21 protein-coding genes are annotated in these 20,026 nt (G+C 71.5%); 10 read left to right on the top strand and 11 right to left on the bottom strand.

Annotation, left to right across the window (positions count from 1 at the left end; all coding sequences use genetic code 11):
- The 3 genes from ACXJJV_RS00650 to ACXJJV_RS00640 form a co-directional block, all read right to left on the bottom strand.
- A partial coding sequence (locus tag ACXJJV_RS00650; protein ID WP_456466237.1) for an isocitrate/isopropylmalate dehydrogenase family protein occupies window positions 1-860 on the bottom strand: 860 nt, incomplete at its 3' end.
- 73 nt (window positions 861-933) lie between these two features.
- Window positions 934-2,286, bottom strand: coding sequence for a PFL family protein (locus ACXJJV_RS00645; protein ID WP_456466236.1), 1,353 nt, complete (start codon window positions 2,284-2,286; stop codon window positions 934-936).
- 15 nt (window positions 2,287-2,301) lie between these two features.
- Window positions 2,302-2,574, bottom strand: coding sequence for an ACT domain-containing protein (locus tag ACXJJV_RS00640; RefSeq protein WP_456466235.1), 273 nt, complete (start codon window positions 2,572-2,574; stop codon window positions 2,302-2,304).
- 85 nt (window positions 2,575-2,659) lie between these two features.
- Here ACXJJV_RS00640 and ACXJJV_RS00635 point away from each other — a divergent pair, with 85 nt between their 5' ends.
- From ACXJJV_RS00635 to ACXJJV_RS00620, 4 genes are read left to right on the top strand one after another with little or no spacing between them, the layout of a single operon-like run.
- Window positions 2,660-3,463, top strand: coding sequence for an undecaprenyl-diphosphate phosphatase (locus ACXJJV_RS00635; protein ID WP_456466234.1), 804 nt, complete (start codon window positions 2,660-2,662; stop codon window positions 3,461-3,463).
- Window positions 3,464-3,500: 37 nt separating this feature from the next.
- Entirely contained in the window at window positions 3,501-3,863 is a 363-nt protein-coding gene (gene crcB, locus ACXJJV_RS00630; RefSeq protein WP_456466233.1) for a fluoride efflux transporter CrcB, read from the top strand.
- Between the two features lies 1 nt (window position 3,864).
- On the top strand, window positions 3,865-4,197 hold the full coding sequence (locus ACXJJV_RS00625; RefSeq protein ID WP_456466232.1) for a DUF190 domain-containing protein: 333 nt from the start codon (window positions 3,865-3,867) through the stop codon (window positions 4,195-4,197).
- A gap of 4 nt (window positions 4,198-4,201) precedes the next feature.
- Complete coding sequence (locus ACXJJV_RS00620; RefSeq protein WP_456466231.1) at window positions 4,202-5,377, top strand: homocitrate synthase family protein; 1,176 nt, start codon at window positions 4,202-4,204, stop codon at window positions 5,375-5,377.
- Here ACXJJV_RS00620 and ACXJJV_RS00615 read toward each other — a convergent pair.
- The gene (locus ACXJJV_RS00615) at window positions 5,316-5,885 is read right to left on the bottom strand and encodes a hypothetical protein (RefSeq protein WP_456466230.1); all 570 of its coding nucleotides are present in this window, start codon (window positions 5,883-5,885) and stop codon (window positions 5,316-5,318) included. The two genes, ACXJJV_RS00620 and ACXJJV_RS00615, sit on opposite strands and share 62 nt — an antisense overlap.
- A 34-nt stretch (window positions 5,886-5,919) precedes the next feature.
- On the opposite strand from ACXJJV_RS00615, the gene ACXJJV_RS00610 reads away from it, so the two are divergent.
- From ACXJJV_RS00610 to ACXJJV_RS00600, 3 genes are read left to right on the top strand one after another with little or no spacing between them, the layout of a single operon-like run.
- On the top strand, window positions 5,920-7,149 hold the full coding sequence (locus tag ACXJJV_RS00610) for a 3-isopropylmalate dehydratase/homoaconitate hydratase family large subunit (RefSeq protein ID WP_456466243.1): 1,230 nt from the start codon (window positions 5,920-5,922) through the stop codon (window positions 7,147-7,149).
- The gene (locus ACXJJV_RS00605; protein ID WP_456466229.1) at window positions 7,146-7,649 is read left to right on the top strand and encodes a LeuD/DmdB family oxidoreductase small subunit; all 504 of its coding nucleotides are present in this window, start codon (window positions 7,146-7,148) and stop codon (window positions 7,647-7,649) included. Before ACXJJV_RS00610 ends, ACXJJV_RS00605 begins: the two co-directional genes overlap by 4 nt.
- Window positions 7,612-8,034, top strand: a complete 423-nt coding sequence (locus ACXJJV_RS00600) for a UPF0146 family protein (protein WP_456466228.1) — start codon at window positions 7,612-7,614, stop codon at window positions 8,032-8,034. The genes ACXJJV_RS00605 and ACXJJV_RS00600 overlap by 38 nt, the downstream gene beginning before the upstream one ends.
- Here the strand turns inward: ACXJJV_RS00600 and ACXJJV_RS00595 are convergent.
- The 3 genes from ACXJJV_RS00595 to ACXJJV_RS00585 form a co-directional block, all read right to left on the bottom strand.
- Window positions 8,031-9,146, bottom strand: a complete 1,116-nt coding sequence (locus tag ACXJJV_RS00595) for an ABC transporter permease (protein ID WP_456466227.1) — start codon at window positions 9,144-9,146, stop codon at window positions 8,031-8,033. The two genes, ACXJJV_RS00600 and ACXJJV_RS00595, sit on opposite strands and share 4 nt — an antisense overlap.
- A 4-nt stretch (window positions 9,147-9,150) precedes the next feature.
- Entirely contained in the window at window positions 9,151-9,858 is a 708-nt protein-coding gene (locus ACXJJV_RS00590; RefSeq protein ID WP_456466226.1) for an ABC transporter ATP-binding protein, read from the bottom strand.
- Between the two features lie 107 nt (window positions 9,859-9,965).
- The gene (locus ACXJJV_RS00585; RefSeq protein WP_456466225.1) at window positions 9,966-10,505 is read right to left on the bottom strand and encodes a macro domain-containing protein; all 540 of its coding nucleotides are present in this window, start codon (window positions 10,503-10,505) and stop codon (window positions 9,966-9,968) included.
- 383 nt (window positions 10,506-10,888) lie between these two features.
- On the opposite strand from ACXJJV_RS00585, the gene ACXJJV_RS00580 reads away from it, so the two are divergent.
- On the top strand, window positions 10,889-11,638 hold the full coding sequence (locus ACXJJV_RS00580; protein ID WP_456466224.1) for a hypothetical protein: 750 nt from the start codon (window positions 10,889-10,891) through the stop codon (window positions 11,636-11,638).
- 1 nt (window position 11,639) lies between these two features.
- On the opposite strand, the gene rgy is transcribed toward ACXJJV_RS00580, so the two are convergent.
- Window positions 11,640-15,320 (bottom strand): reverse gyrase, encoded by a 3,681-nt coding sequence (gene rgy, locus ACXJJV_RS00575; RefSeq protein WP_456466223.1) that lies wholly within the window; start codon window positions 15,318-15,320, stop codon window positions 11,640-11,642.
- A complete protein-coding gene (locus ACXJJV_RS00570; protein ID WP_456466222.1) occupies window positions 15,310-15,903 on the bottom strand; it encodes a tRNA(Phe) 7-((3-amino-3-carboxypropyl)-4-demethylwyosine(37)-N(4))-methyltransferase in 594 nt (197 codons plus the stop codon). The genes rgy and ACXJJV_RS00570 overlap by 11 nt, the downstream gene beginning before the upstream one ends.
- A 68-nt stretch (window positions 15,904-15,971) precedes the next feature.
- On the opposite strand from ACXJJV_RS00570, the gene ACXJJV_RS00565 reads away from it, so the two are divergent.
- Entirely contained in the window at window positions 15,972-16,991 is a 1,020-nt protein-coding gene (locus ACXJJV_RS00565) for a radical SAM protein (RefSeq protein WP_456466221.1), read from the top strand.
- On the opposite strand, the gene ACXJJV_RS00560 is transcribed toward ACXJJV_RS00565, so the two are convergent.
- Both ACXJJV_RS00560 and ACXJJV_RS00555 read right to left on the bottom strand, forming a co-directional pair.
- Window positions 16,992-17,537 (bottom strand): SAM-dependent methyltransferase, encoded by a 546-nt coding sequence (locus ACXJJV_RS00560; protein ID WP_456466220.1) that lies wholly within the window; start codon window positions 17,535-17,537, stop codon window positions 16,992-16,994.
- 163 nt (window positions 17,538-17,700) lie between these two features.
- On the bottom strand, window positions 17,701-18,804 hold the full coding sequence (locus ACXJJV_RS00555) for a GTPase (RefSeq protein WP_456466219.1): 1,104 nt from the start codon (window positions 18,802-18,804) through the stop codon (window positions 17,701-17,703).
- Window positions 18,805-18,861: 57 nt separating this feature from the next.
- Here ACXJJV_RS00555 and mnmL point away from each other — a divergent pair, with 57 nt between their 5' ends.
- Window positions 18,862-19,980, top strand: a complete 1,119-nt coding sequence (gene mnmL / locus ACXJJV_RS00550) for a tRNA modification radical SAM protein MnmL/YtqA (RefSeq protein ID WP_456466218.1) — start codon at window positions 18,862-18,864, stop codon at window positions 19,978-19,980.
- Window positions 19,981-20,026: the final 46 nt, after the last annotated feature.

Genomic DNA, 20,026 nt, shown 5'->3' with positions numbered 1-20,026 from the left:
TCGAGCATCATGGCGGCGGAGAGGATGGCGGCGAGGGGGTTGGCGATGCCCTTGCCGGCGATGTCGGGGGCGGACCCGTGCACGGGCTCGAACAGCGCGTGCTCGTCCCCCACGTTCGCGCTCGGCGCCAGGCCAAGGCTGCCCATGAGCCCGGCGGCCAGGTCGGAGAGGATGTCTCCGAAGAGGTTGGAGGTGAGGAGCACGTCGAAGCGGTCGGGCTCGCGCACGAGCCTGTAGGCGGCCGCGTCCACGTACTCCTCGTTCCACTCCAGGCCCCGGGCCTCGATCGCCTCGATCGCCGCGCGCTTGAACGTCCCGCAGGTGAGCTTCAGCACGTTCGCCTTGTGCACGATCGTAACCCTGCCGTCCCGCTCCTCGGCCAGGTCGCAGGCGACCTCCGCGACTCGGCGGGCGCCCTCGCGGGAGATCTTGCGGAGGGCGAGGGTGACCCCGTCGTGCACCTCGCACTCGCAGCCGACGTAGAGGCCCTCCGTGTTCTCGCGCACGATCACGAGGTCGAACTCGGCCTCGACGGGCCGGGGGGCGGGCCAGGAGCGGGCGGGCCGGACGTTCGCGTAGAGGTCCAGCTCCCGCCGCAAGCGGACGATGGGGCTCTCGGCCTCGGGGTCCTCGGGCGTGGTGCAGGCGCCGAAGAGGACGGCGTCCGCCTCGCGGCACGCCTCGATGGTGTCCTCCTCGATGGTCACGCCCTTCTCCTTCCAGAGCCGGTAACCGGCCCTCCGCTCCTCGAGCTCCAGCTCGCCGCCGAGGACCTCGCGGAGGACGCGGACGGCGGCGTCGATCACCTCTGGGCCGATGCCGTCGCCGGGGATCACGACGACGGTGGGCGACGCGTTCACCCCCGCGGTCGGTCGGGGAAGCCCTCCGCAAGGCCAATCCTCTTCATCCGGGCGTCGAGCCGGGGCAGGCTCTTCATCGGGGGAACTTGGGCGGGACGCGGCCGCGGCGTCGGAACATGGTGGGTCGGTAGTCGGAGACGTCCATGACGGGGGCCTTGCCCAGCAGGCCGCCCAGCTCGAACTCGTCGCCCGGCTCCTTGCCCGGGGCGGGGATGATGCGCACGGCCGTGGGCTTGCCCGTGGCCACGCCGATGGCGGCCTCGTCCGCGATGATGCCGGCGATGGTCTCGACGGGCGTGTCGCCCGGGATCACGACCATGTCGATGCCGACGGAGCAGACGGCGGTCATGGCCTCGAGCTTCTCCAGGGTCAGCGCCTCCCGCGCCGCCCGGGCCATGCCCGCGTCCTCGCTCACGGGGATGAAGGCCTCGCTGTAGCCCCCGTGCCGGGAGGTCGCGGCCGCGCCCCCCTTCTTGACCGCGTCCATCAGGAGGTGCAGGGCGGCCGTGCTGCCGGGGCACCCGCAGGACTCGAGCCCGATCCCCTCGAGGATCTCGGCCACGCTGTCCCCCTCCTCCGGAGTGGGGGCGAGGGAGAGGTCCACGGCCCCGAACTCGACGCCGAGACGCTCGGCGACGCGGCGCCCGACGAGCTCGCCGACCCGGGTGATCTTGAACGCGGTGCGCTTGATCTCGTCGTGCAGGGTGCGAAAGTCGACGTCACCCAGCTCCTCGATCACGGCCCGAACGACGCCGGGCCCGGAGATCCCGACGTTCACGCACGCGTCGGGCTGGCCCACCCCGTGGAAGGCGCCCGCCATGAACGGGGTGTTCTCCGGCGCGTTCGCGAGTGCCACGAGCCGGGCGCACCCGAGCCCGTCCGTCCGCTCGGCCGTCTCCTTCACGGCCTCGGCCGCGCGCTTGACCGCCTCCATGTTGATCCCGTAGCGCTCGTCGGCCACGACCACCGAGGCGCACAGCCGCTCCGTCCGCTCGAGCGCCTCCGGGATCGTGTCCAGGATCGCCTCGTCACCCGTCGTGAACCCGTCGTAGACGAGCGCGGTGTAACCGCCGATGAAGTCCACGCCCACCTCCCCGGCCGCCTCGTCCAGCGCGTCCGCGAGCTCGAGCGCGGCCTCCTCCCCGAGCTCCCGGGCGGCCGGGGCGACGATCAGGCAGCAGGGCGTCACCGCGATCCGCTTGTGAACGATCGGGACCCCGAGCTCCTCCTCCACCTCCTCCACAACCTCGACCAGGTCGCCGGCCACGTCCAGGAGCTTTCCCACGACCCGCTCGCGCAGCTCGCCGGGGTCCGGGCTCGCGCAGTCCAGGAGGCTTACGCCCAGCGTGACCGCGCGCACGTCCAGGTTCATCCGTCGGACCATCTCCACGGTCTCCACGGCCTCCTCCACGTCCAGCCGACCCAACGCGGACCCCCCGGCCTAGACCCGGTGCATCGCCCGGTACACGTCCTCATGCTGCACGACCACGTCCACGCCGAGCTCCTCGCCGACCCGCTCCAGCTCCCGGCGCAGCTCCTTCACGCTCACGTCCGCCTCGGAAAGGTCCACGAGCATGACCATCGCGAAGAGGTCCTGGAGCACGGTCTGCGAGATGTCCTCGATGTTCACGTTGTGCTCCGCCAGGACGCGCGACACGCCCGCCACGATGCCGGGCCGATCCACCCCGATGACCGTCACCACGGCCCGGGTCAACCGAACAACCCCCGACGCGGGTTTCCCATCCCACGCCCGATATCCCCATTTAGGGGGCCGACCGGGCCGCGGCCCGGGGCCGCGCGTGCCCGGGCTGTGGACCTCGATCCTGGCCGGGGTGGTGCAGGGCACCCTCGAGTGGCTTCCGGTCAGCAGCGAGGGTCAGGCCGCGATGGCCCTGATGCGGGTTATAGGGGTGCACCCCCGAATCGCGCTCGACCTCGCCCTGTGGCTGCACGCCGGCACCCTCCTGGCCGTGCTCGCCCGCTTTGCCCGCCCGTACCTGAACGCGCTCGTCGGCCTGGTGCGGGGCGGTGAGTGGCGCCGGCTCGCGGTCTTCCTGATCGTGGCCACCCTCGCCACGGGCGCGGTGGGGATCCCGATCTACAAGGTGCTCAAGCGCGCGGTCTCGGCGGCGACGGGCGACACCGTCCAGATGCTCATCGGGCTCGCGCTGATCGTCACCGGTCTCCTCCTCCGGGTCTCGCCCGCGGGGCTGAGGACCCGGTGGGACGTGCGCCTCTCGGACGCCCTGCTCGTGGGGCTCGGGCAGGGGTTCGCCGTGATCCCGGGCATCAGCCGCTCGGGCACGACCATGGCGATCCTGCTCTGGCGACGGTTCGACTCGGGGGACGCGGTCTGGCTCTCCTTCTTCCTCGCGGGTCCGGCGATGCTCGGGGCCACCGTGCTCGAGCTGAAGGAGGGGATGGAGGCCGCGCGGGCCGTGGGGACTGAATGGATGGCGGGCGCGCTGGCCACGTCCTTCATCGTCAGCCTCCTCTCGATGGAGGTCCTCCTGCGGGTGGCCCGGCGGCTGGACTTCTCCAAGGTCTGCCTCCTGCTCGGCGCGATCGCGCTGCTCGCGCCGCTGATCGGAAAGGTGGCGTGAGGGGGTCGGCCGGATCACGATCAAGGAGCTCGCGGCGGTGGCGCTCGGGGGCGCGCTCGGGTCGGTGGCGCGCTACCTGATCTCGGGCGCGGTCCCGGGGACGATGGGGGTTCCGTGGGGTACGGTGGCGGTCAACGGGCTGGGCTCCTTCCTCCTCGGGTTCGTGATGTGGTCGGTGAGCCTGGGGCTGCGCCTCTCCCCAGAGGTGCGGGCCCTGCTGACCGTCGGGTTCTGCGGCGGCCTGACCACGTTCAGCACGTTCGCGTACGAGCTCGTGGAGCTGGAGGCGGTCTCGCCCTCCCTCGCCGCCCTCTACCTCCTGACCAACCTGGGCGTGGGCGTCTTAGGCGTCCTCGGGGGCATGGCGTTGGCTCACCTGTACCTGGCGGGGCGAGGGTGACTTGGCGCGGGGGTTCCGGGAGCCGGTTAAGATGAAGCTGTACCTGCTCGAGGGGGATCGGGTCGAGGGCGTCCCGGCCGTGGACTGGGTGCTGGAAAAGGTGCGGGAGCTCGGTCTGAGGGGGGCTACGGTGCACCGTTGCTTCGCCGGGTGCGGGCGTCGGGGGCGCTCGGAGGCTCGGATCCTGCGCCGCTCCACCAACCTGCCCGTCGTGGTGGAGGTGGTGGACGAGCGGGAGAAGGTGGAACGGCTGGTGCGGCTGCTGAGGCGAAAGGTGGACGTGGGTCTGGTCACGCTCGAGCGGCTCGAGGAAGCGTACGACCTGGAGGGATGACCCCGTGCAGAGTCCCTACGTGCGCGAGGTTGTGAACCGGATGGAGCTCCCGGACGAGGTGATCATCTACGACACGACGTTGAGGGATGGGGAGCAGACGCCCGGGGTAAGCTTCACCCCGGGGCAGAAGCTGGAGATCGCGCGCCTCCTGGACGAGCTGGGCGTGCAGCAGATCGAGGCCGGGTTTCCGGTGGTCTCCGAGGGTGAGCGGGAGGCGGTCCGCCGGATCGCCCGGGAGGGCCTGGACGCGGACGTCCTCTGCCTGGCGCGGACGCTGCGTGGGGACGTGGACGCGGCGGTGGAGTGCGAGGTGGACGGGGTTATCACCTTCATCGCGACCTCGGACCTGCACCTGAGGCACAAGCTGAGGATGAGCCGGGAGGAGGTGCTCGAGCGGATCGCGGACACCGTGGAGTACGCGAAGGACCACGGGCTGTGGGTCGCGTTCTCCGCGGAGGACGGGACGCGGACGGAGTTCGAGTTCCTGGAGAAGGTGTACCGGACCGCGGAGGAGTGCGGGGCGGACCGCGTGCACGCCACGGACACGGTCGGGGTCATGATCCCGGAGGCCATGCGGCTCTTCGTGCGGAGGATCCGAGAGGTCGTGGACGTGCCCGTGGGGGTCCACTGCCACGACGACTTCGGGCTGGCCGTGGCGAACTCGCTGGCCGCCGTGGAGGCCGGGGCCCAGGCCGTCTCGACCACGGTGAACGGGATCGGGGAGCGGGCGGGAAACGCCGCGCTCGAGGAGGTGGTCATGGCGCTGGAGAAGCTTTACGGGCTCAACCTCGGGTTCAACACGGAGGTGCTCGCGGAGCTCTCCCGGAAGGTTGCGGAGTACTCCGGGATCGACGTGCCCCCGAACAAGGCGGTCGTGGGCGAGAACGCGTTCCGGCACGAGTCCGGGATCCACGTGGCCGCCGTGCTCGAGGAGCCGCGCACGTACGAGCCCATGGACCCGCGCGAGGTGGGCATGGACCGGCGGATCGTGCTCGGCAAGCACACCGGACGCAAGGCCGTGGAGGCCAAGCTGCGGGAGCTGGGCGTGGAGCCGGACGAGGAGCTGGTCGAGGAGGTGCTCCGGAGGATCAAGGCGCTGGGCGACCGGAAGGTGCGGATCACCGACTCAAGGCTCCGGGAGATCGTGAAGCGCGTGGTGGAATCGCGAGGAGATCGTTAGCCGCCAGGAACTCGACCAGGTCGCGCGCCTCCCGGGCGAACCGACGGAACGCCCCCTCCGCCCGCCACCACTTCCCGTCCACGCTCACGAGACCGCGCGAGACCAGCCGTCGGAGGGCCAGCTCCACCAAGCCGTCCCTTCGGGGATCCCCCGTGCGACCCAGGCGCAGCGCGGCCGCCCGGCGCCCGCGCCACCGCACCACCCGCAGGGGCAGCGATCGGCCCCCGATCGGTCCCATGAGATCGCACACGAGGCAGATCACGTACAGGTCCTCGTCCCGGAGGTACCGGCGCCCGGATTCCAGCACCCGACCCGCCGCCTCCAGCTCCCACATCGGCACGAACCCGCGCGGCCGGTACTTACCCACGTCCCGCGGGTGACAGTACGGGGGACCGCCCAGCGGGCAGGCGAACGCTCGGTGCCCGATCTCCCGCAGGACCACCTCGCACAGGCCCCTCTTAAGCAGCCTCCGGCAGTCCTCCCCCGAGAGCGATCGAACCAGGACCAACCGGGGGCACCCCGGGGGGACCGGGTTGGCCACCGTGGTGGAGCGCCTCCTGTCTGAAAAATGTGGCGAGCGCGTGGAGGCGGGAGACGTGACGGTCGTCGAGCCGGACGTGATCATGCTGCACGACGGGTCCGGGGCCACCGCCCTCCGCACCCTCCGGGAGCTCGGCACGGAGCGCGTGAAGCGCCCGGACCGGGTCGTCCTAATCTTCGATCACTCCGTCCCGCCCAGCTCGGTGGAGGCGGCCAACCGGCAGAACGAGCTCCTCGCGTTCGCCCGCCGGCACGGGATTGAGCGCGTGCACGTGGATGAGGGGGTCTGCCACCAGATCCTCGTGGAGCGCGGGTACGCCCGGCCCGGCCGGGTGATCTTCGGCGGGGACTCGCACACGCCGACGGCCGGGGGCGTCGCCGCGCTCGGGTTCGGCTTCGGCGGCACCGACATGGCCTTCACCCTCCTCTACGGGGAGCTCTGGCTCCGCGTGCCCCGGACCATCCGCGTGCACGTGACCGGCGACCTCGGACCAGGGGTCACCGCGAAGGACCTAGCCCTGACCATCGTCGGGGAGCTGGGCGCCGGGTACGCGGACTACGCCGTCCTCGAGTACACCGGACTGCCGGAGCGGCTGCCCGTGGGCGACCGAATGTGCCTGTGCAACCTGGCGACGGAGGCCGGAGCCAAGTCGGCCTACGTACCGCCCGCGGAGGGGCCGGAGTGGCTGCGTCCCGGGGACGCCGACGAGACCGTGGAGCTCGACGCCTCGGAGGTGGAACCCGTCGTCTCCGTCCCGGACGCCGTGGACCGCGTGAGGCCGGTCGGGGACGTGCAGGGCGAGGAGATCACCCGCGTGTTCGTGGGCTCGTGCACCAACGGGCGCTACCGCGACATCCGGGCGTTCACCGAGGCGCTGGACGCGCTCGGCGGGCCCGACCCGAACGTCCGCATCGTCGTCGTCCCGGCCTCCCGACGCGTCCTGCTTCGACTGGCCCGGGACGGAACCCTCGAGCGGCTGATCGAGCTGGGGGCGAGCGTGGCCCCGCCCGGCTGCGGTCCCTGCCTGGGCGAGCACCTGGGCGTCCTGGGCGACGACGACGTGTGCGTGTCCACCGCCAACCGGAACTTCCCGGGTCGGATGGGTTCAGTCGAGGCGGATATCTACCTGGCCAGCCCGCTCACGGCGGCCGTCGCCGCCGCCCAGGGCGAGCTGGCGGACCCAAGGGAGGAGCTGCCTCGAACCGCGCTCGAGCGGGTGAGCGGCCCGTGAGGTGGGAGGGGCGCGCCTGGGTGTTCGGGGACAACGTGGACACGGATCAAATCATCCCGGGCCGGTACCTGAGGCGGGTCTCCTACGACGAGCTGGGCCGGTACGCGATGACCGGGGCGGACCCGGAGTTCCCGGAGAAGGTGCGGGAGGGTGACGTCCTCGTCGCGGGCCGGAACTTCGGGTGCGGGTCCTCCCGGGAGCAGGCGGTCATGGCCCTGCAGCAGGCCGGAATCGCGTGCGTGGTCGCCGAGTCCTTCGCCCGGATCTTCTACCGGAACGCCCTGAACCGGGGCCTGCCCACGGTGGAGGCGCGCGAGGATCCTACGGAGATCGTGGAGGATGGGGAGCGGGTCGTCGTCGACCTGGACGGGCTCGTCCTGAGGTCGGAGTCGGGCGAGGTGCCCCTGCGCGAGCCCCCGGAGTTCGCCCGGAGGGCCTGGCGGGAGGGCGGGCTGCTGGAGCTTGCCCGGAGGAACCCGGAGCGGCCCCCGTGGCGGTGACGCCGAGCTGCGGGCGCTGCTCCGGATCGTGCGGGAGCTGGGGGCGAGGCGGGTCGTGGAGGTGGGTCACGGGCGGAACCTGCGGTACCTCTCGTTCCTGCGGGAGCGCGGCGTGGACGCGGTCGGGGTCGAGGTGCGGGTCGAGCACGTGCGGCGGGCGCTGGATCGCGGGCTGCCCTCCGTGAACGCGGACGCCGTCGGAGCGTCGGGCTGGATCCGGCGGGTGCTGGACCCGGACCTGGTCTACGCGGTGAGGCCGCCGGTGGAGCTGGCCCTCGATCTCGTTCGAGAGTACTCGCCGGTGGCGCTGCGGATGCGGTGGGAGGAGCGGGGGGAGCTACCGGGGCCGGCGCGTCGGCTGGGTCCCTGGGACGTCTACGGCTAGAGGTACTCCCGGACGCGGTCGTACAGGACCGAGCCCGCCGCCAGGAACCCGACCATGAAGCCCAGCAGGACGAGCAGGTCCACCGGGTCGAGGTATCCCATCAGCGCCGCCTTCCGGGCCGCGTCACCCATGTAGTACATCGGGTTGATGGTGGCGAGCGCCCGTGCCCAGCCCGGCATGACGCTGATCGGCATGAAGATGCCGGAGAGGAACATCATTGGTATGGTCACCGTCCCCGTGGCCATCTCCGCGACCTCCGAGCGGCCGGCGAGTGACGCCATGAGGAGTCCGAGCCCGACCATCGTGGCGGCGGAGAGCGCCCCCACCAGGAAGAGCAGGATGGGGTGGAGGATCTTCGCGCCCAGGGCCAGCGCGACGAGCACGATGATCGCGCACCGGACGCAGCCCCAGACGGTCATGTTCACGAACCGTCCGATGACGACGTCCCGGGCCCGGATGGGGGCCGCGAAGAGGGCGTAGGACACGCCCAGCTCGATCTCCTCCATCATGAGGCGTCCGAGCCCGAAGATGGAGCCCATCGCCGCGGTCATGACGGCCAGCCCGGGGATCAGGTAGTCGAAGTACTTGAGTCCCTTCACCGGCGTCCGCACGTGGAACGGGTTGAACCGGGGCGCGTGGACGGCGGGTCGCACGGGCATCATCCTCAGCACCGGGGCCAGCCGCTTCATGGAGGACTTGAGGGAGCTCGCCACGTGCTTCGCCCAGGCCCGCTGGATCTTGCTCAGGACGTATCGGGAGCCCATCGGGTCGGTCGGGTCGTAGTAGACCTCGGCCTTGCGGTCCGGGAACCCGGACGGTAGGTACAGGAAAACCGAGGCCGAGCCCCGTCGGACCAGGTCTCGCCCCTCCCGAACGCTCTTCACGTGGATCAGGTGGACCCGGTGGTCACGCTTCAGCTGGTCGACGATCGGGTCCCCGGAGCCCGAGTCGTGCCGGAGGATCGCGACGTTGACGCTGGTCGGATTCACGTCGTAGAAGGCGCCGTACATCATGATCATCACGATGACGGGCATGGTGAAGGTGACCGTCATCCGCCTCCGGTCCTTCACCCACGCCTTGAGGTCCCGGGCGGCGATCGCGCGCCAGCTCACGTTCTCACTCCCCCACCAACTGGGCCGCGACGGCCCGGTACGCGTCCAGTACGGACCCGTGCTCGCTCATGAGCCGGTCGAAGGGCTCGTCCAGGGCCTTGCGGCCCTCCAGGAAGATCAGCACGCGGTCCGGCTCCAGCTGCTCCACCTCGTGCACGTCGTGGGAGACGTAGAGGACGGTCGTGCCGGACTCGTTGTACTCTCGCACGGCCTCGATCACGTCCTGTCGGGCCGTCGGGTCCAGCTCGTTGGTCGGCTCGTCCAGGACCAGGATCTCGGGCCGGAGGGCGAGGGCCAGGGCGACGGCGGCGCGCTTCCGCATGCCGCCGGAGAGGTGCTCCACGCGTCGGTCCATGTACCGGTGCACCTCCAGGAGCTCGAACGGCTCCTCGTCCGGCTCGACACCGTACAGCTTGGCGTAGAACCGGACGTTCTCCCGGACGGTCTGCTCGAGGTACAGGCCCCCCTGCTGGGGCACGATGGAGACGCGGCGCTTGACGTCCGGGTCGGACGGGTCGCCCCCCAGCACGCGGATCTCGCCCCGGGTGGGCTTGGTGACCCCGCACACGATCTTGATGAACGTGGACTTGCCCGCACCGTTGGGCCCGAGGATGGCCACGAGCTCGCCCCGGTCCACCTCCACGTCCACGGAGCGGAGGGCGACGACCCTGCCGTACTCCTTCCACAGGTCTCGGGCGAGGACGGCGGGCAAAGTGGGCCCCCGCGACGGTCCGCCGGCTCCGGTATTTCCGGTTGTTACCCGGGGGCCCCGGTTGGGGGCGTATCGTTTCGAGTATCGTAACGATCGGCCCGGGGCGCTCAGCGCAGGGCCTTGACGAACGCTTCCGCCAGCTCCTCCTCAAACCCCACCAGGAAGATCCTGCGGACGCGCTCGAGCCTCGGGGCCAGCTCCCGGATGACCCCGACCATAACCTCCGCCGCGTCCTCGTAGGGGACGCCGCCGACCCCGGTGCCCATGCCCGGAAACGCGACGGACTTCACGCCCAGCTCCTCGGCCTTCTCCAGGGCCGCGCGGGTGGCCTTCTCCACGTTCTCCACCCCGATCCGCTGGGCCGGCCGTTCCATCGTGGGCGCGTGGATCACGTACTCCGCGCTCAGTCGACCCGCGGTCGTGGCGACGGCCTCGCCCACGGGGATCGGCGCCTTCTCGCGGGCCTCGCGCTCGATCTCCTCCCCGCCCTTCTCCTTGATCGCGGCCGCCACGCCGCCCCCCATCACGCCCCGGCTGTTGGCGGGGTTCACGATCGCGTCCGCCTCCTCCAGCTCGGTGATGTCCCCCTGCAGGACGATCACCTCGACGCCCTCCACCTCGGTGCGGTACACCTCCCGGAGCGGCAACGGGCTCCCCCCGCCTCGGGAACCCCGTCGTGTCTTCATCCGGTCCGATGGCGCGGTGATCCTCATCGGCCGGTCGGGGGCCGGTTTCGGCCCCCGTCGTACTCATCACCGCTCAGGGGGGACAATGGATCCTCATCAACCGGGTTGACCGTGAGAACGAGGGTGTGCCCGGCGGCTTGCCCGCCCCCTCATCCACGCCCCCCGAGCGGGGCGTCGGGGGACGGCCTCAGACGGTTTACCGGGCTGCCGACCGGTCGGGGCATCCCCGGCGGGTGAGGGCCGCCCGGTTCCCGACCGTCGGTGGATCTCGCGTGGGATTATAACCGTTTTTTCGACCGTTGGGCCCGGAGAGCCCCGAGCGACCGACGGGCGGGGCGTGGAAGGTGACGCTGCGCGAGTACCTGGTGCGGCTGAGGGAGTGCAGCGCCCTGCACCGGCCGGACCGGGAGATCCCGGTGATGCAGGCGATGCTGCCCTGGGTGCTGACCTACGCGTCGTGGATCGCCGCGTCGCTGCTGCGGGCGTCGACGTCGGCGGTCCCGGGACTCTCGGGGTCGGTGGGGGCGCTCGGTCTCGCGGTCCTGGGTGGGATGCTGGCCGGCGAGGCGCTCTACCTGTACTACCTGTACCTGCTGATCCGGCGCCGGAACGAGCACTTCGAGCGCTCGTTTCGGTTCTTTTCGACGCTGATCCGGCTGCTGCGCGAGGCGGGGTACGAGGACGTGGCGGCGCTCGAGCTGGAGGTCGAGCGGCTGCGAGGGGAGCCAAGGAACCCGGTGCTGTGGGTGCTCCTCTCGCTGGTCCCGATCCTGGGGCTCCTGGCGGTACTGTACGTGTACCACTCGCTGAATCGGGACTTCCACGAGCACTCAATCGTGGAGCGGGGCCTGGTGGAGGGAGTGGCCCGGGCCGTGGGGATGAGCCCGTACGAGCCCCCGTTCGAGGTGGAGGAGCTGGAGCCGGTGCCGCGCAGGAGCACCGTGCTGTACCTCGCGCTAACGGTGCTGACGTTGGGGGCCTTCACGGTGTACTGGTGGTACACCCTGATCCGGGACCCGAACGAGCACTTTCGGGCGCACGAGCGGTTCGAGCGGCGGTTGATCCGGGCGCTGGAGGAGGGGATGGAGGGGTAGGCTAGCCCCCGACCTCCCGGAGCGCCGCGAGTAGGAGGCCGACGAGGCCGCGCTCTCGAAGGAGCTCCCGCGCGCGTTCCGACAGCCGGTACGCGCCGTCGGCCGGCTCGAAGAGGTCCGTGTCGGCCAGCGGTCCGAGCTCGTCCCGGGAGAGGGTCGCTCCCTCCCCCTCCTCGGCGATCCGGCGCAGCGCGGTGGCGGCCTCGCGTACCCGCTCCGCGAGGTCCTCGGGCAGGCGCAGCTCCTCGATGAGGGCGGTGATCTCCTCCTTCCCGGCGGGCACGCGGGCGCGGCCGGCGTAGAACTCGGTCTCCCGGTACTCCCGGGCCCGGTCGATGACCCAGCCGAGCACGGGCGTCTGGACCCGGCCGGCGCTGAGCCAGGTCATGGCCTCGAGCCGGACGTCGGGCTCGATCTCCTCCCCGTTCGCGAGCGCCCTCACCCTCACGGCCTCCTCCCGCACGGACTCGGCGTCGCCGAGCTTCCGGTCCTCGTCCATGAGGGTGGCGACGTAGGTCACCGGGCCGCCCCGGGTGATGCGGGTGCGGACGACGTACTCGTCGCCCTCCCGGCGCACGCGGACGGGTCGGGCGGGGGTGCGACCGTCGTCGAACCGTCGTCGGAAGGAGACGATCCTGACGCCCTCGGGGAGGCGGAGCCGGAGCTCGATGAGCGTGCCGCGGTCGTGCTCGCCCAAGTCGATGGTGAGCCGCTTGAACACGTCCCACAGGTCCTGGGAGAGGGCGAAGCCGATCCAGCGGTCGGCGACCCGTCGGAGGATCTGGGCGGACACGCGGCCCGCGTCCACCTCCTTCCAGTTCTCCTCCCTCAGGGCCTCGGTGATGCCGCGCCGGGTGACCTCGTGGAACTCGGTCCGGTGCACCTCCGCGGTGACCCATCCGAGGTAGTTGAACACGTCCCACCCGATCTTCTCTCCCTCGGTGTCCGGGTCCGTGCCGATGAGGATGACGTCCGCCTCGGCGGCTAGGTCTCGGATGGACTCCAAGAGGGGCGTCTTCAGCTCGACCTCGCCCCCGCAGTTCGGGCACTCCTCGCGCCCCACGACCTGCTCCCCGCACTCCCGGCACCGGCCCAGGACGTCGTACACGGGCACCCACCGGTCGCCCACCCGCTCCACGCCGAAGACGCCCGCGTCCTCCACGAGGTCCGCGACGTGCCCCTGCGTGGCGACGACGGTCAGGTGCAGGCCCTCGGCCGTGGTCTCGTAGGCCACGCCGCCCTCCAACCGGCGCCGGGAGGGGCGGCGCGAGAAGAGGGAGGCGATCATCCGGGCCTTGTTCGGCGACTCGACGATCATCAGGGCCGAGCGCGCGAGCCGGCCGGCCTCCTCCGGCTCGAGCTCGCCCCGGAGGATCCGGCGCACGCGCTCTCGGTCCCGGTCCACCCGCTCCACCAGCTCGCTCAGCCGCTCCTCGGGCAGCCCCTTCAGCCGCAGCCCGATGTCCTCCGCCGTGAGCTCCTTCGGGTAGGACCGCCACTCGAACTCGGTCCCGTACGCGTAGGACATCCGCCGAATCAGCCCGTTGAGGAGTCGCAGCTCCCGATCGTCCTCGGGGTCGCAGAGCACGAAGGACAGCCCGAAGGTCACCCCGCCGGCGAACAGCCGGCTCACGCGCCCGCTGGCCTGCACGTACGTCCGCAGGTCCGGCACCTCGAGGAAGGACTCGCCGTCCTCCTCCCGCACGGCCACCGTGGTCGCCTCGCGCGCGAGCCGCTCCACCCGCTCCCGGTCCCCGAGCAGGTCGAGCAGCTCCCGGACGCCCTCGGCCAGCGTGCGCACGTTTCGGGCCAGCCAGGGCTCTACGTCCAGCTCGTCGGCGAGCTCGTCCGCGTCCCGATCGGCCAGCCTCCGGAGCTCCTCGACGGAGAGGTCCTCAACGGCCTCCTCAACTCGCTCCCGGTACCAGGCGCCGCGCCGGACGATCCGCCAGAGCCGGCCGGCGACGCCCTCGAGCCGACTCCGCAGCCGGGCGTCGTCGACCAGCCGCGCAAGGTTGGAGAGGGCGGAGGCGACGTAGGTCACGTCCTTCAGGTCCTCCTCCCGGGGCGTGAGGCGGATGCGCTGCCGCGGAATCCCGTAAAAGATCGCGTACCGGGCCGCCTGGGGCAGGTCCAGCCCGCGCACGATGACGCCGTACGGGCTGGCGACGGCGACGAGCACGTCCACCTCGCCCTCCGCGAACGCGTCGATCGCCTCCTCCCGCTCCTCGGCCGGCGTGCCCGCGTGCACCGCCCGGGCCTCGATCCCGTGGTCCCTCAGGTACTCGGCCAGCTCCTCCGCCACCTCCCGCGCCCGCGCGCCCCCGGGCAGCCGCTGCGGCACGAAGATCAGGCCGCCTTGCGGGCCCACGCGCTCCGCGAGCTCGCGCACGGCCTCCGGGGAGGGTCTCCTCGGTACGGCCACGTCCTGGATGTTCCTGGGACCCTCGCCTCCGGCGCCCACCTCGAAGTCGAACAGCTCCCGGACAATCGCGAGCCTGCGGGAGGGTGCGACGGCCCCCGTCGCGCTCATGAAGACGATTCGGGCGAGGTCTCGGTCCCGAGCCCGCTCGACCCGCGACTCGAGCTCCTCCATCTCCCGCTCGATCCGCTTCAGATCGCGCCGGACCCGCTCGGCCCGGCGCTCCTCGCCGCGCTCCTCCAGCGACTCGAGCCAGTCGCGCAGGGAGTAGTATCGGCGCCGGAGGTTCGCGAGGCGGTACGCGGCGTCGATCTCCTCCTGCCTCAGGCCGGCCACCCGGAGCAGGCGGTCCACGTTGCGGCCCGTCCCGCGGATGATCGCGTCCACGTCGTCGACGAAGATCACGTCGAAGTCGAGCCGCTCGAGCTCGTCCACCCGGTGCACCAGGAACTGGGCCGTGGTGATCAGGACGTCGAAGTCGCCCTCCCGGATGCGCCGCTGGGCCTCGGCCCGGCGCTCTCGGGGTAGGGCCGCGTGGTACCCGACGACCTCGACGTCGAGGTCGGCCCGCTCGGCGAGGTCCCGGATGCGCTCCTCCACTTGGCGGACGAGGGTGGTGGTGGGCACGAGGTAGTACACGCGCCGGCCCGCGTGGGCCAGGAGGGCGCTCATCAGGGAGGCCCAGGAGGTCTTGCCCGTGCCGGTCGGGGCCAGGATCGAGAAGCTGCAGCCGCGGACGAGGCGGCGCGTCCACACGGCCTGGGCGGAGTACAGGCGGAACCCCGTCGCCTCCTCGAACGCGCGGTTCGCGATCTCGGTGAAGAGCTCGGGCCACACCCGCTCGCGGAAGAACGACTCCACGCGCTCGCGGTCGAGCTCACCCCGCTCGACCCGGTTCAGGAGGAGCTTGAACGCGAGCAGGACCTCGCCCACGGGACCGTGCTCCTCGCGGGCGGTCTCGAGCGCGTCCAGGAGCCGGTCGGTCTCGTAGGGTAGGCAGCGCTCGCAGATGCCGAGCCGGGAGGTGAGCCGGACGGAGGAGCAGTCGCCCCCGCAGATCACGCACGCGGAGCCGAAGACGGCGACGGGCTCGTTCGGATCCGTCCCGCGGATGTCCCGCTCGCGGATGCGGTCCGGGTCGTCTCGGTGCCTCTCCAGCCGCTCGCTCAGCCGGTCCAGGGTCTCGGCGCAGTCCCGGAGGATCGGCTCGGCCAGGTCCCGGAACCCCTCCGGTACGAGCTCCAGCACGTCACTCGCCATCCTCCTTCAGCCCCTTCACGGCGCGGACCAGGCGTTTCAGCCGGTCGTGACCCCTGGTCAGCAGGCGGTTGCAGAGGTCGATCAGGTGGGGCCAGGCCTCCTCCCGAACCGTCTCCCGGCCGTGGACCTTGACGGGCGTTTCCAGGCGCTCGGAGCCGAGGATCTCCACGACCACTTTTGTGTCTTTGATCGACCTGATGGAGGAGGCCTTGAACCCCGCCTCGGAGGCGACGGCGCGCAGCCGGCGGGCCGCCTCCAGGTCCCGGCACAGCACGTGGAAGAGGGGCGGCTGCGCCTTCAGCCACGTGATCCCCTCGTCCGGGGCGCGGCGGACGGCCTCCCGCACCCGGTCCACGTCCACCGGGGGCTCGTGCCACTTCGCGAGGAACTCGGCCCGGCGCTTGTCCCCCACCTCGGGCTCGTGGAGGACGATCACGCGGCCCGAGCAGCTGCTCGTCGTGCAGTAGTCCGGGAGCGCGTTGATCGCCTCGAGCACGGGGATCGCCGGACCGTCCACCTCGCCCCGCTCGATCGCCTCCTCGAGCCGCCGAAGGCGGCGCCGCTTCTCCCCCTCCCAGTGCAAGGGTCAGTGCCGCCTGAGCTCCTCATTTACCTCGGCGTTCGGTCGCCTCATCATCCGGGGGAGCCCGGTTGAAGGACCTCCGGAACTGTAAACTCTGCGCCTGGGAGTGCGGGGTGGACCGGCTGGAGGGTGAGCGAGGGGTCTGCCGGGTCACGGAGCCCGTCGTGGCCTCGAAGCAGCTGCACCCGGCCCCACCCGCGAGCTACACCGTGTTCCTGGGCGGGTGCAACTACCGCTGCCTGAACTGCCAGAACTGGGACATCGCGCACTACCCGGACAACCCGGAGGGCCGCGTGCTCGGGCGCCAGGACCCGCGGGAGCTGGCCGTCGAGGCGGTGAACATGATCGAGACCCCGCAGGGTCGCGCGATCGGGGCGGACCGGATCTTCTTCTCCGGGGGAGAGCCGACCGTCCACCTCCCGTACGTGGAGGAGGTCGTCGAGCACTTCCGGGAGGTCACGGACCTCTGGAAGGTCAACTTCGACACGAACGGGTTCGCCACGCGGAGGAGCATGCGGCGGATCGTCCGGCTCGCGGACTCGATCACGTTCGACTTCAAGGCGTACTCGGACGAGCTGCACCGCGCGCTCACCGGCGCGCCCGTGGAGCCCGTCCTCCGGAACCTGGAGCTCCTCATCCCGTCGCACCTGGACCTGATCTGGGAGGTCCGGATCCTGCTGATCCCGGAGGCGCACGACGAGGAGGAGATCCGGAGCATGTGCGAGTTCCTGGCGGACCTGGACGAGTCCGTCCCCGTCTGCTTCCTCGCCTTCCGACCGAACTTCGTGCTGGAGCGGCACCCGGGCGCGCCGCGGAGGCTGATGCGCCGGGCCGTGGAGATCGCGCGGGAGTGCGGGCTGGAGAACGCCTCCTGGTCCGGCCTGCCGGACCTGGAGGGGGAGGTGCCGCCCCGGGTCCGGAACCATCGGAAGGCGCTGCTGAACCGGTACGGCGGTCACGAGGGGGCCGCCCTGATGGCCGGGTACGCGCGCGAAGTCGGGTGCCCGCGCCACCCCCGCGACTGCGGCGGCTGCCCCCGGATGGCGGAGTGCCCGGTGAAGCGGTACCGGGCGGCGCGAAGGACGTGATCACTCCCGCCAGCGGCGGAACTCCTCGAACCGGCGCTTGATCCGCCCGGGGATCCCGGGCGGGCTGAGCTCGCCCAGGTAGCCCCGATCGTCCCCCTCGAGCTCCACCCGCTCGCGCAGCTCGGCCCGGAGGAGGAACTCGCACAGGCCCGCGTTCCGGAGGACCGCGTCCCGGGGGCGGAGCGTGACGGACCACACGTAGTACACCTTGAAGGCCGTGTCCGGAAACATCCCGCCCCCGAGGTCGACCGCGAGCACGTCGCACGAGGGCTCGTCGAGGAGCTCCAGGACCCGCTCGAGCGTCTCGTACTCCCGCGCGTCCCCGGGGACGAACGTCAGCTCCCTGTGCTCCCGCTCCAGCCGGGTCATCGCCTCGCGCGCCTCCTCCCCGTAGTCCACGGCCACGACCCGGGCCGGACGGCGGCGCAGGATCCGGCGCGTGGCGGCGCCCCGGTGGCAGCCGAGCTCCACGACGACGTCGCCCTCCCGCACGACCTCGCCCAGAAGCTCCCGGTACCGGTCCACGGAGCGGACCAGCGCGATCAAGCCCGGGCCCCGCTAGGCTTTTGTCCGGTCGCGCGGTCCGACCCCGCGGATGATGACGGTTTCAGGCGCCGAGTTCGGCCGGGGATGCGGACATCTCCCCGCACTGACCCCGGAGGGTGACGAGGGCCCTCCGGGGTCCGAGGGGTGAGGAGACCGGCCCGCGCTACCGACTCCGGGTGACCACCACCACCGCCCGCCGGTTGTTCGCCCCCACCCGGAACCGCTCCTCCGCGATCACCTCACCGCCCAGCTCCCGGCGCAGGCGCCGGACCATCCGATCGTAGTACCGGTCCCCGATCGACAGGCCGACCCCGTACTCCCCGAGGTCCAGGGTGCCCAGCCCGGCCCCGTCGATGTGCTTCCCGTGCGCGAGCCGGGTGAGGAGCCCCCGGATCACGGTCGCGCTCGGGGGCGCGCCGCCCGTCGCGAGCTCCCGCACCTCATCCAGCGTCTCCTCCACCAGCCGCTGCGCCGTGCCCCCCAGCTCCAGTCCCCGGATCTCCGTACGATCCGCCCGCGTCGTGCGGTACCCCTCGATCAGCGACCCGTCCACCCACTCCCGTAGGATCAGCCGGGCCGCGCCCTCCGGGTCCCGGCCGAGGCGGTCGGCGATGGCCCGGAGGACCTCCCCCGGGTCGTCCCCCTCCTCGACGCCGAAGCGCTCCCGCAGGGCGCCCGGGTACTCGCGCAGCACCCGGTCGATCACGCGGGTGGCGGGCGATATCGGGTCCTCAAGGACGTCCGGATCGAGGGCGCCGGCCTCCTCCCCCGCCTCCTCGGTCGGGATCACGCCGGGCGAGTCGATGATGAGGAGCCGGCGCCCGCCGCTCACCCACATCTTCCCCTTCGTGTAGCCGGCCTCCCGGGAGGTGGGGGCGGCCGCGCGGCGGGCGAGGGCGTTGATGAGCGTGGACTTGCCGACGTTCTGCACGCCCACGACGCCCACGCGCACGGTCTCCACGTCCTCCGGCGCGACCTCGAAGATCGTCCGGCGGAGGTACCGGATGCCCAGCCGCTCCCGACCGCTCACGTAGACGGTGGGCACGCCCTCCTCCCGCTCGATCCGCTCCTTGGCCCCCTCCGCCCGGGCCCTCGGGACGGTGTCCGCCTTGTTGAGCACGACCACGCGGGCGTAGTCGAACACGTCCTCGAGCCGCGCGAGCCGGTCCCAGCGGGTTTCCTCGGGGTACCGGACGTCCCGCACGTCGAGGACCACGTGGGACTCGGCCAGGACGCGCATGACGTGCCGGTACCACCGGGGCGGCACCGCCTCGCCCCCTCAGCAGCCTTTTTATCGGCGTGTTAACCTTCGGTCGTCACGGGGGTGGTCGCCATTAAAGCTGACCTCGAGGCGCTGGAGACGCTGCAGCGGGACGTGGAGCCGGCCCGGGACGGGGCGCTCCCGCGGCGGGTAGACGAGCGGATCGTCCGGGAGCTGTACGAGGAAGGGGAGCGGTTCGCCGCCTTCGGGGCCTACTACCGGCGGGAGAAGGGCTGCAAGGTGATGAAGGCGGCCGTGGACGGCGGCTTCGTGTGCCCGAACAAGGACGGTCGGATCTCGCGCGAGGGGTGCCTCTTCTGCCCGAAGATGGGTCGCACGATCATCACGCCCAACGTCGACCCGCGGAAGAAGATCGAGGAGCAGGCCCGGAAGCAGATGGAGGTCTTCCGGGAGCGGTACGGGGCGGAGAAGTTCCTGGTGTACTTCTACCCGGCGACGAACACGTACGCGCCGCCGGACGTGCTGGAGGAGCTGTACAATCGGGCGCTCGAGATGGAGGACGTGATCGGGCTGTCCATCGGCACGCGGCCCGACTGCCTGCCGGACGAGGTCCTGGACCTGCTGGAGGGGTACGTGAAGGAGGGCTACGACGTCTGGCTGGAGATCGGCGTGCAGTCGTACCATCACCGGACGCTGACGCGGGTGCGCCGGGGTCACGGGCTGGCGGAGGTGATCGACGCGATCGTCCGGGCCAAGGAGCGGGGCATCCGGGTAGTGAACCACATCATCTTCGGACTGCCAGGGGAGACCCGCGGGGAGATGTTGGAGACCGTGCGGGTGCTCTCGGTGCTGGGCGTGGAGGCGGTGAAGCTGTACCCGCTGGTCGTCCTGGAGCGGACGGACCTGGAGTGCCTGTACCGGGAGCGGCGGTACAAGCCGCTGAGCTACCGGGAGTACATCCGGCTGCTCGCGGACGCGCTGGAGCGGATGGCGCCGACCGTGCTCATCCAGCGGCTGTCGAAGGACCGGGCGCCGGACGAGGAGGTGATCGAGCCGGAGTGGGACCTGTACCGGATGAAGGTGATCTCCGACGTGCGGCGGGAGCTGGCGCGGCGCGAGTCGCGGCAGGGTGCCCGGTACAAGGTGGGACTGGACGCGGACGAGCTGGTGCCGCTGGTCAAGGGGGCCACGGGCGCGGAGGGCTCGGAGGTGCCGACGTGACCGCCCCGCCCGGCGCCGCTTCGTTACGGTCCACGAAACGATCGGA

It is taken from the genome of Methanopyrus sp., from assembly GCF_053997775.1.
The sequence above is the reverse complement of the archived record's forward strand: the minus strand, read 5'-3'. Positions and strand labels throughout refer to the sequence as shown.

Coding starts and splice junctions, on each gene's coding strand:
- rgy (WP_456466223.1), bottom strand. CDS start 15,320: ATGGCGAGTGACGTGCTGGAGCTCGTACCGGAGGGGTTCCGGGACCTG.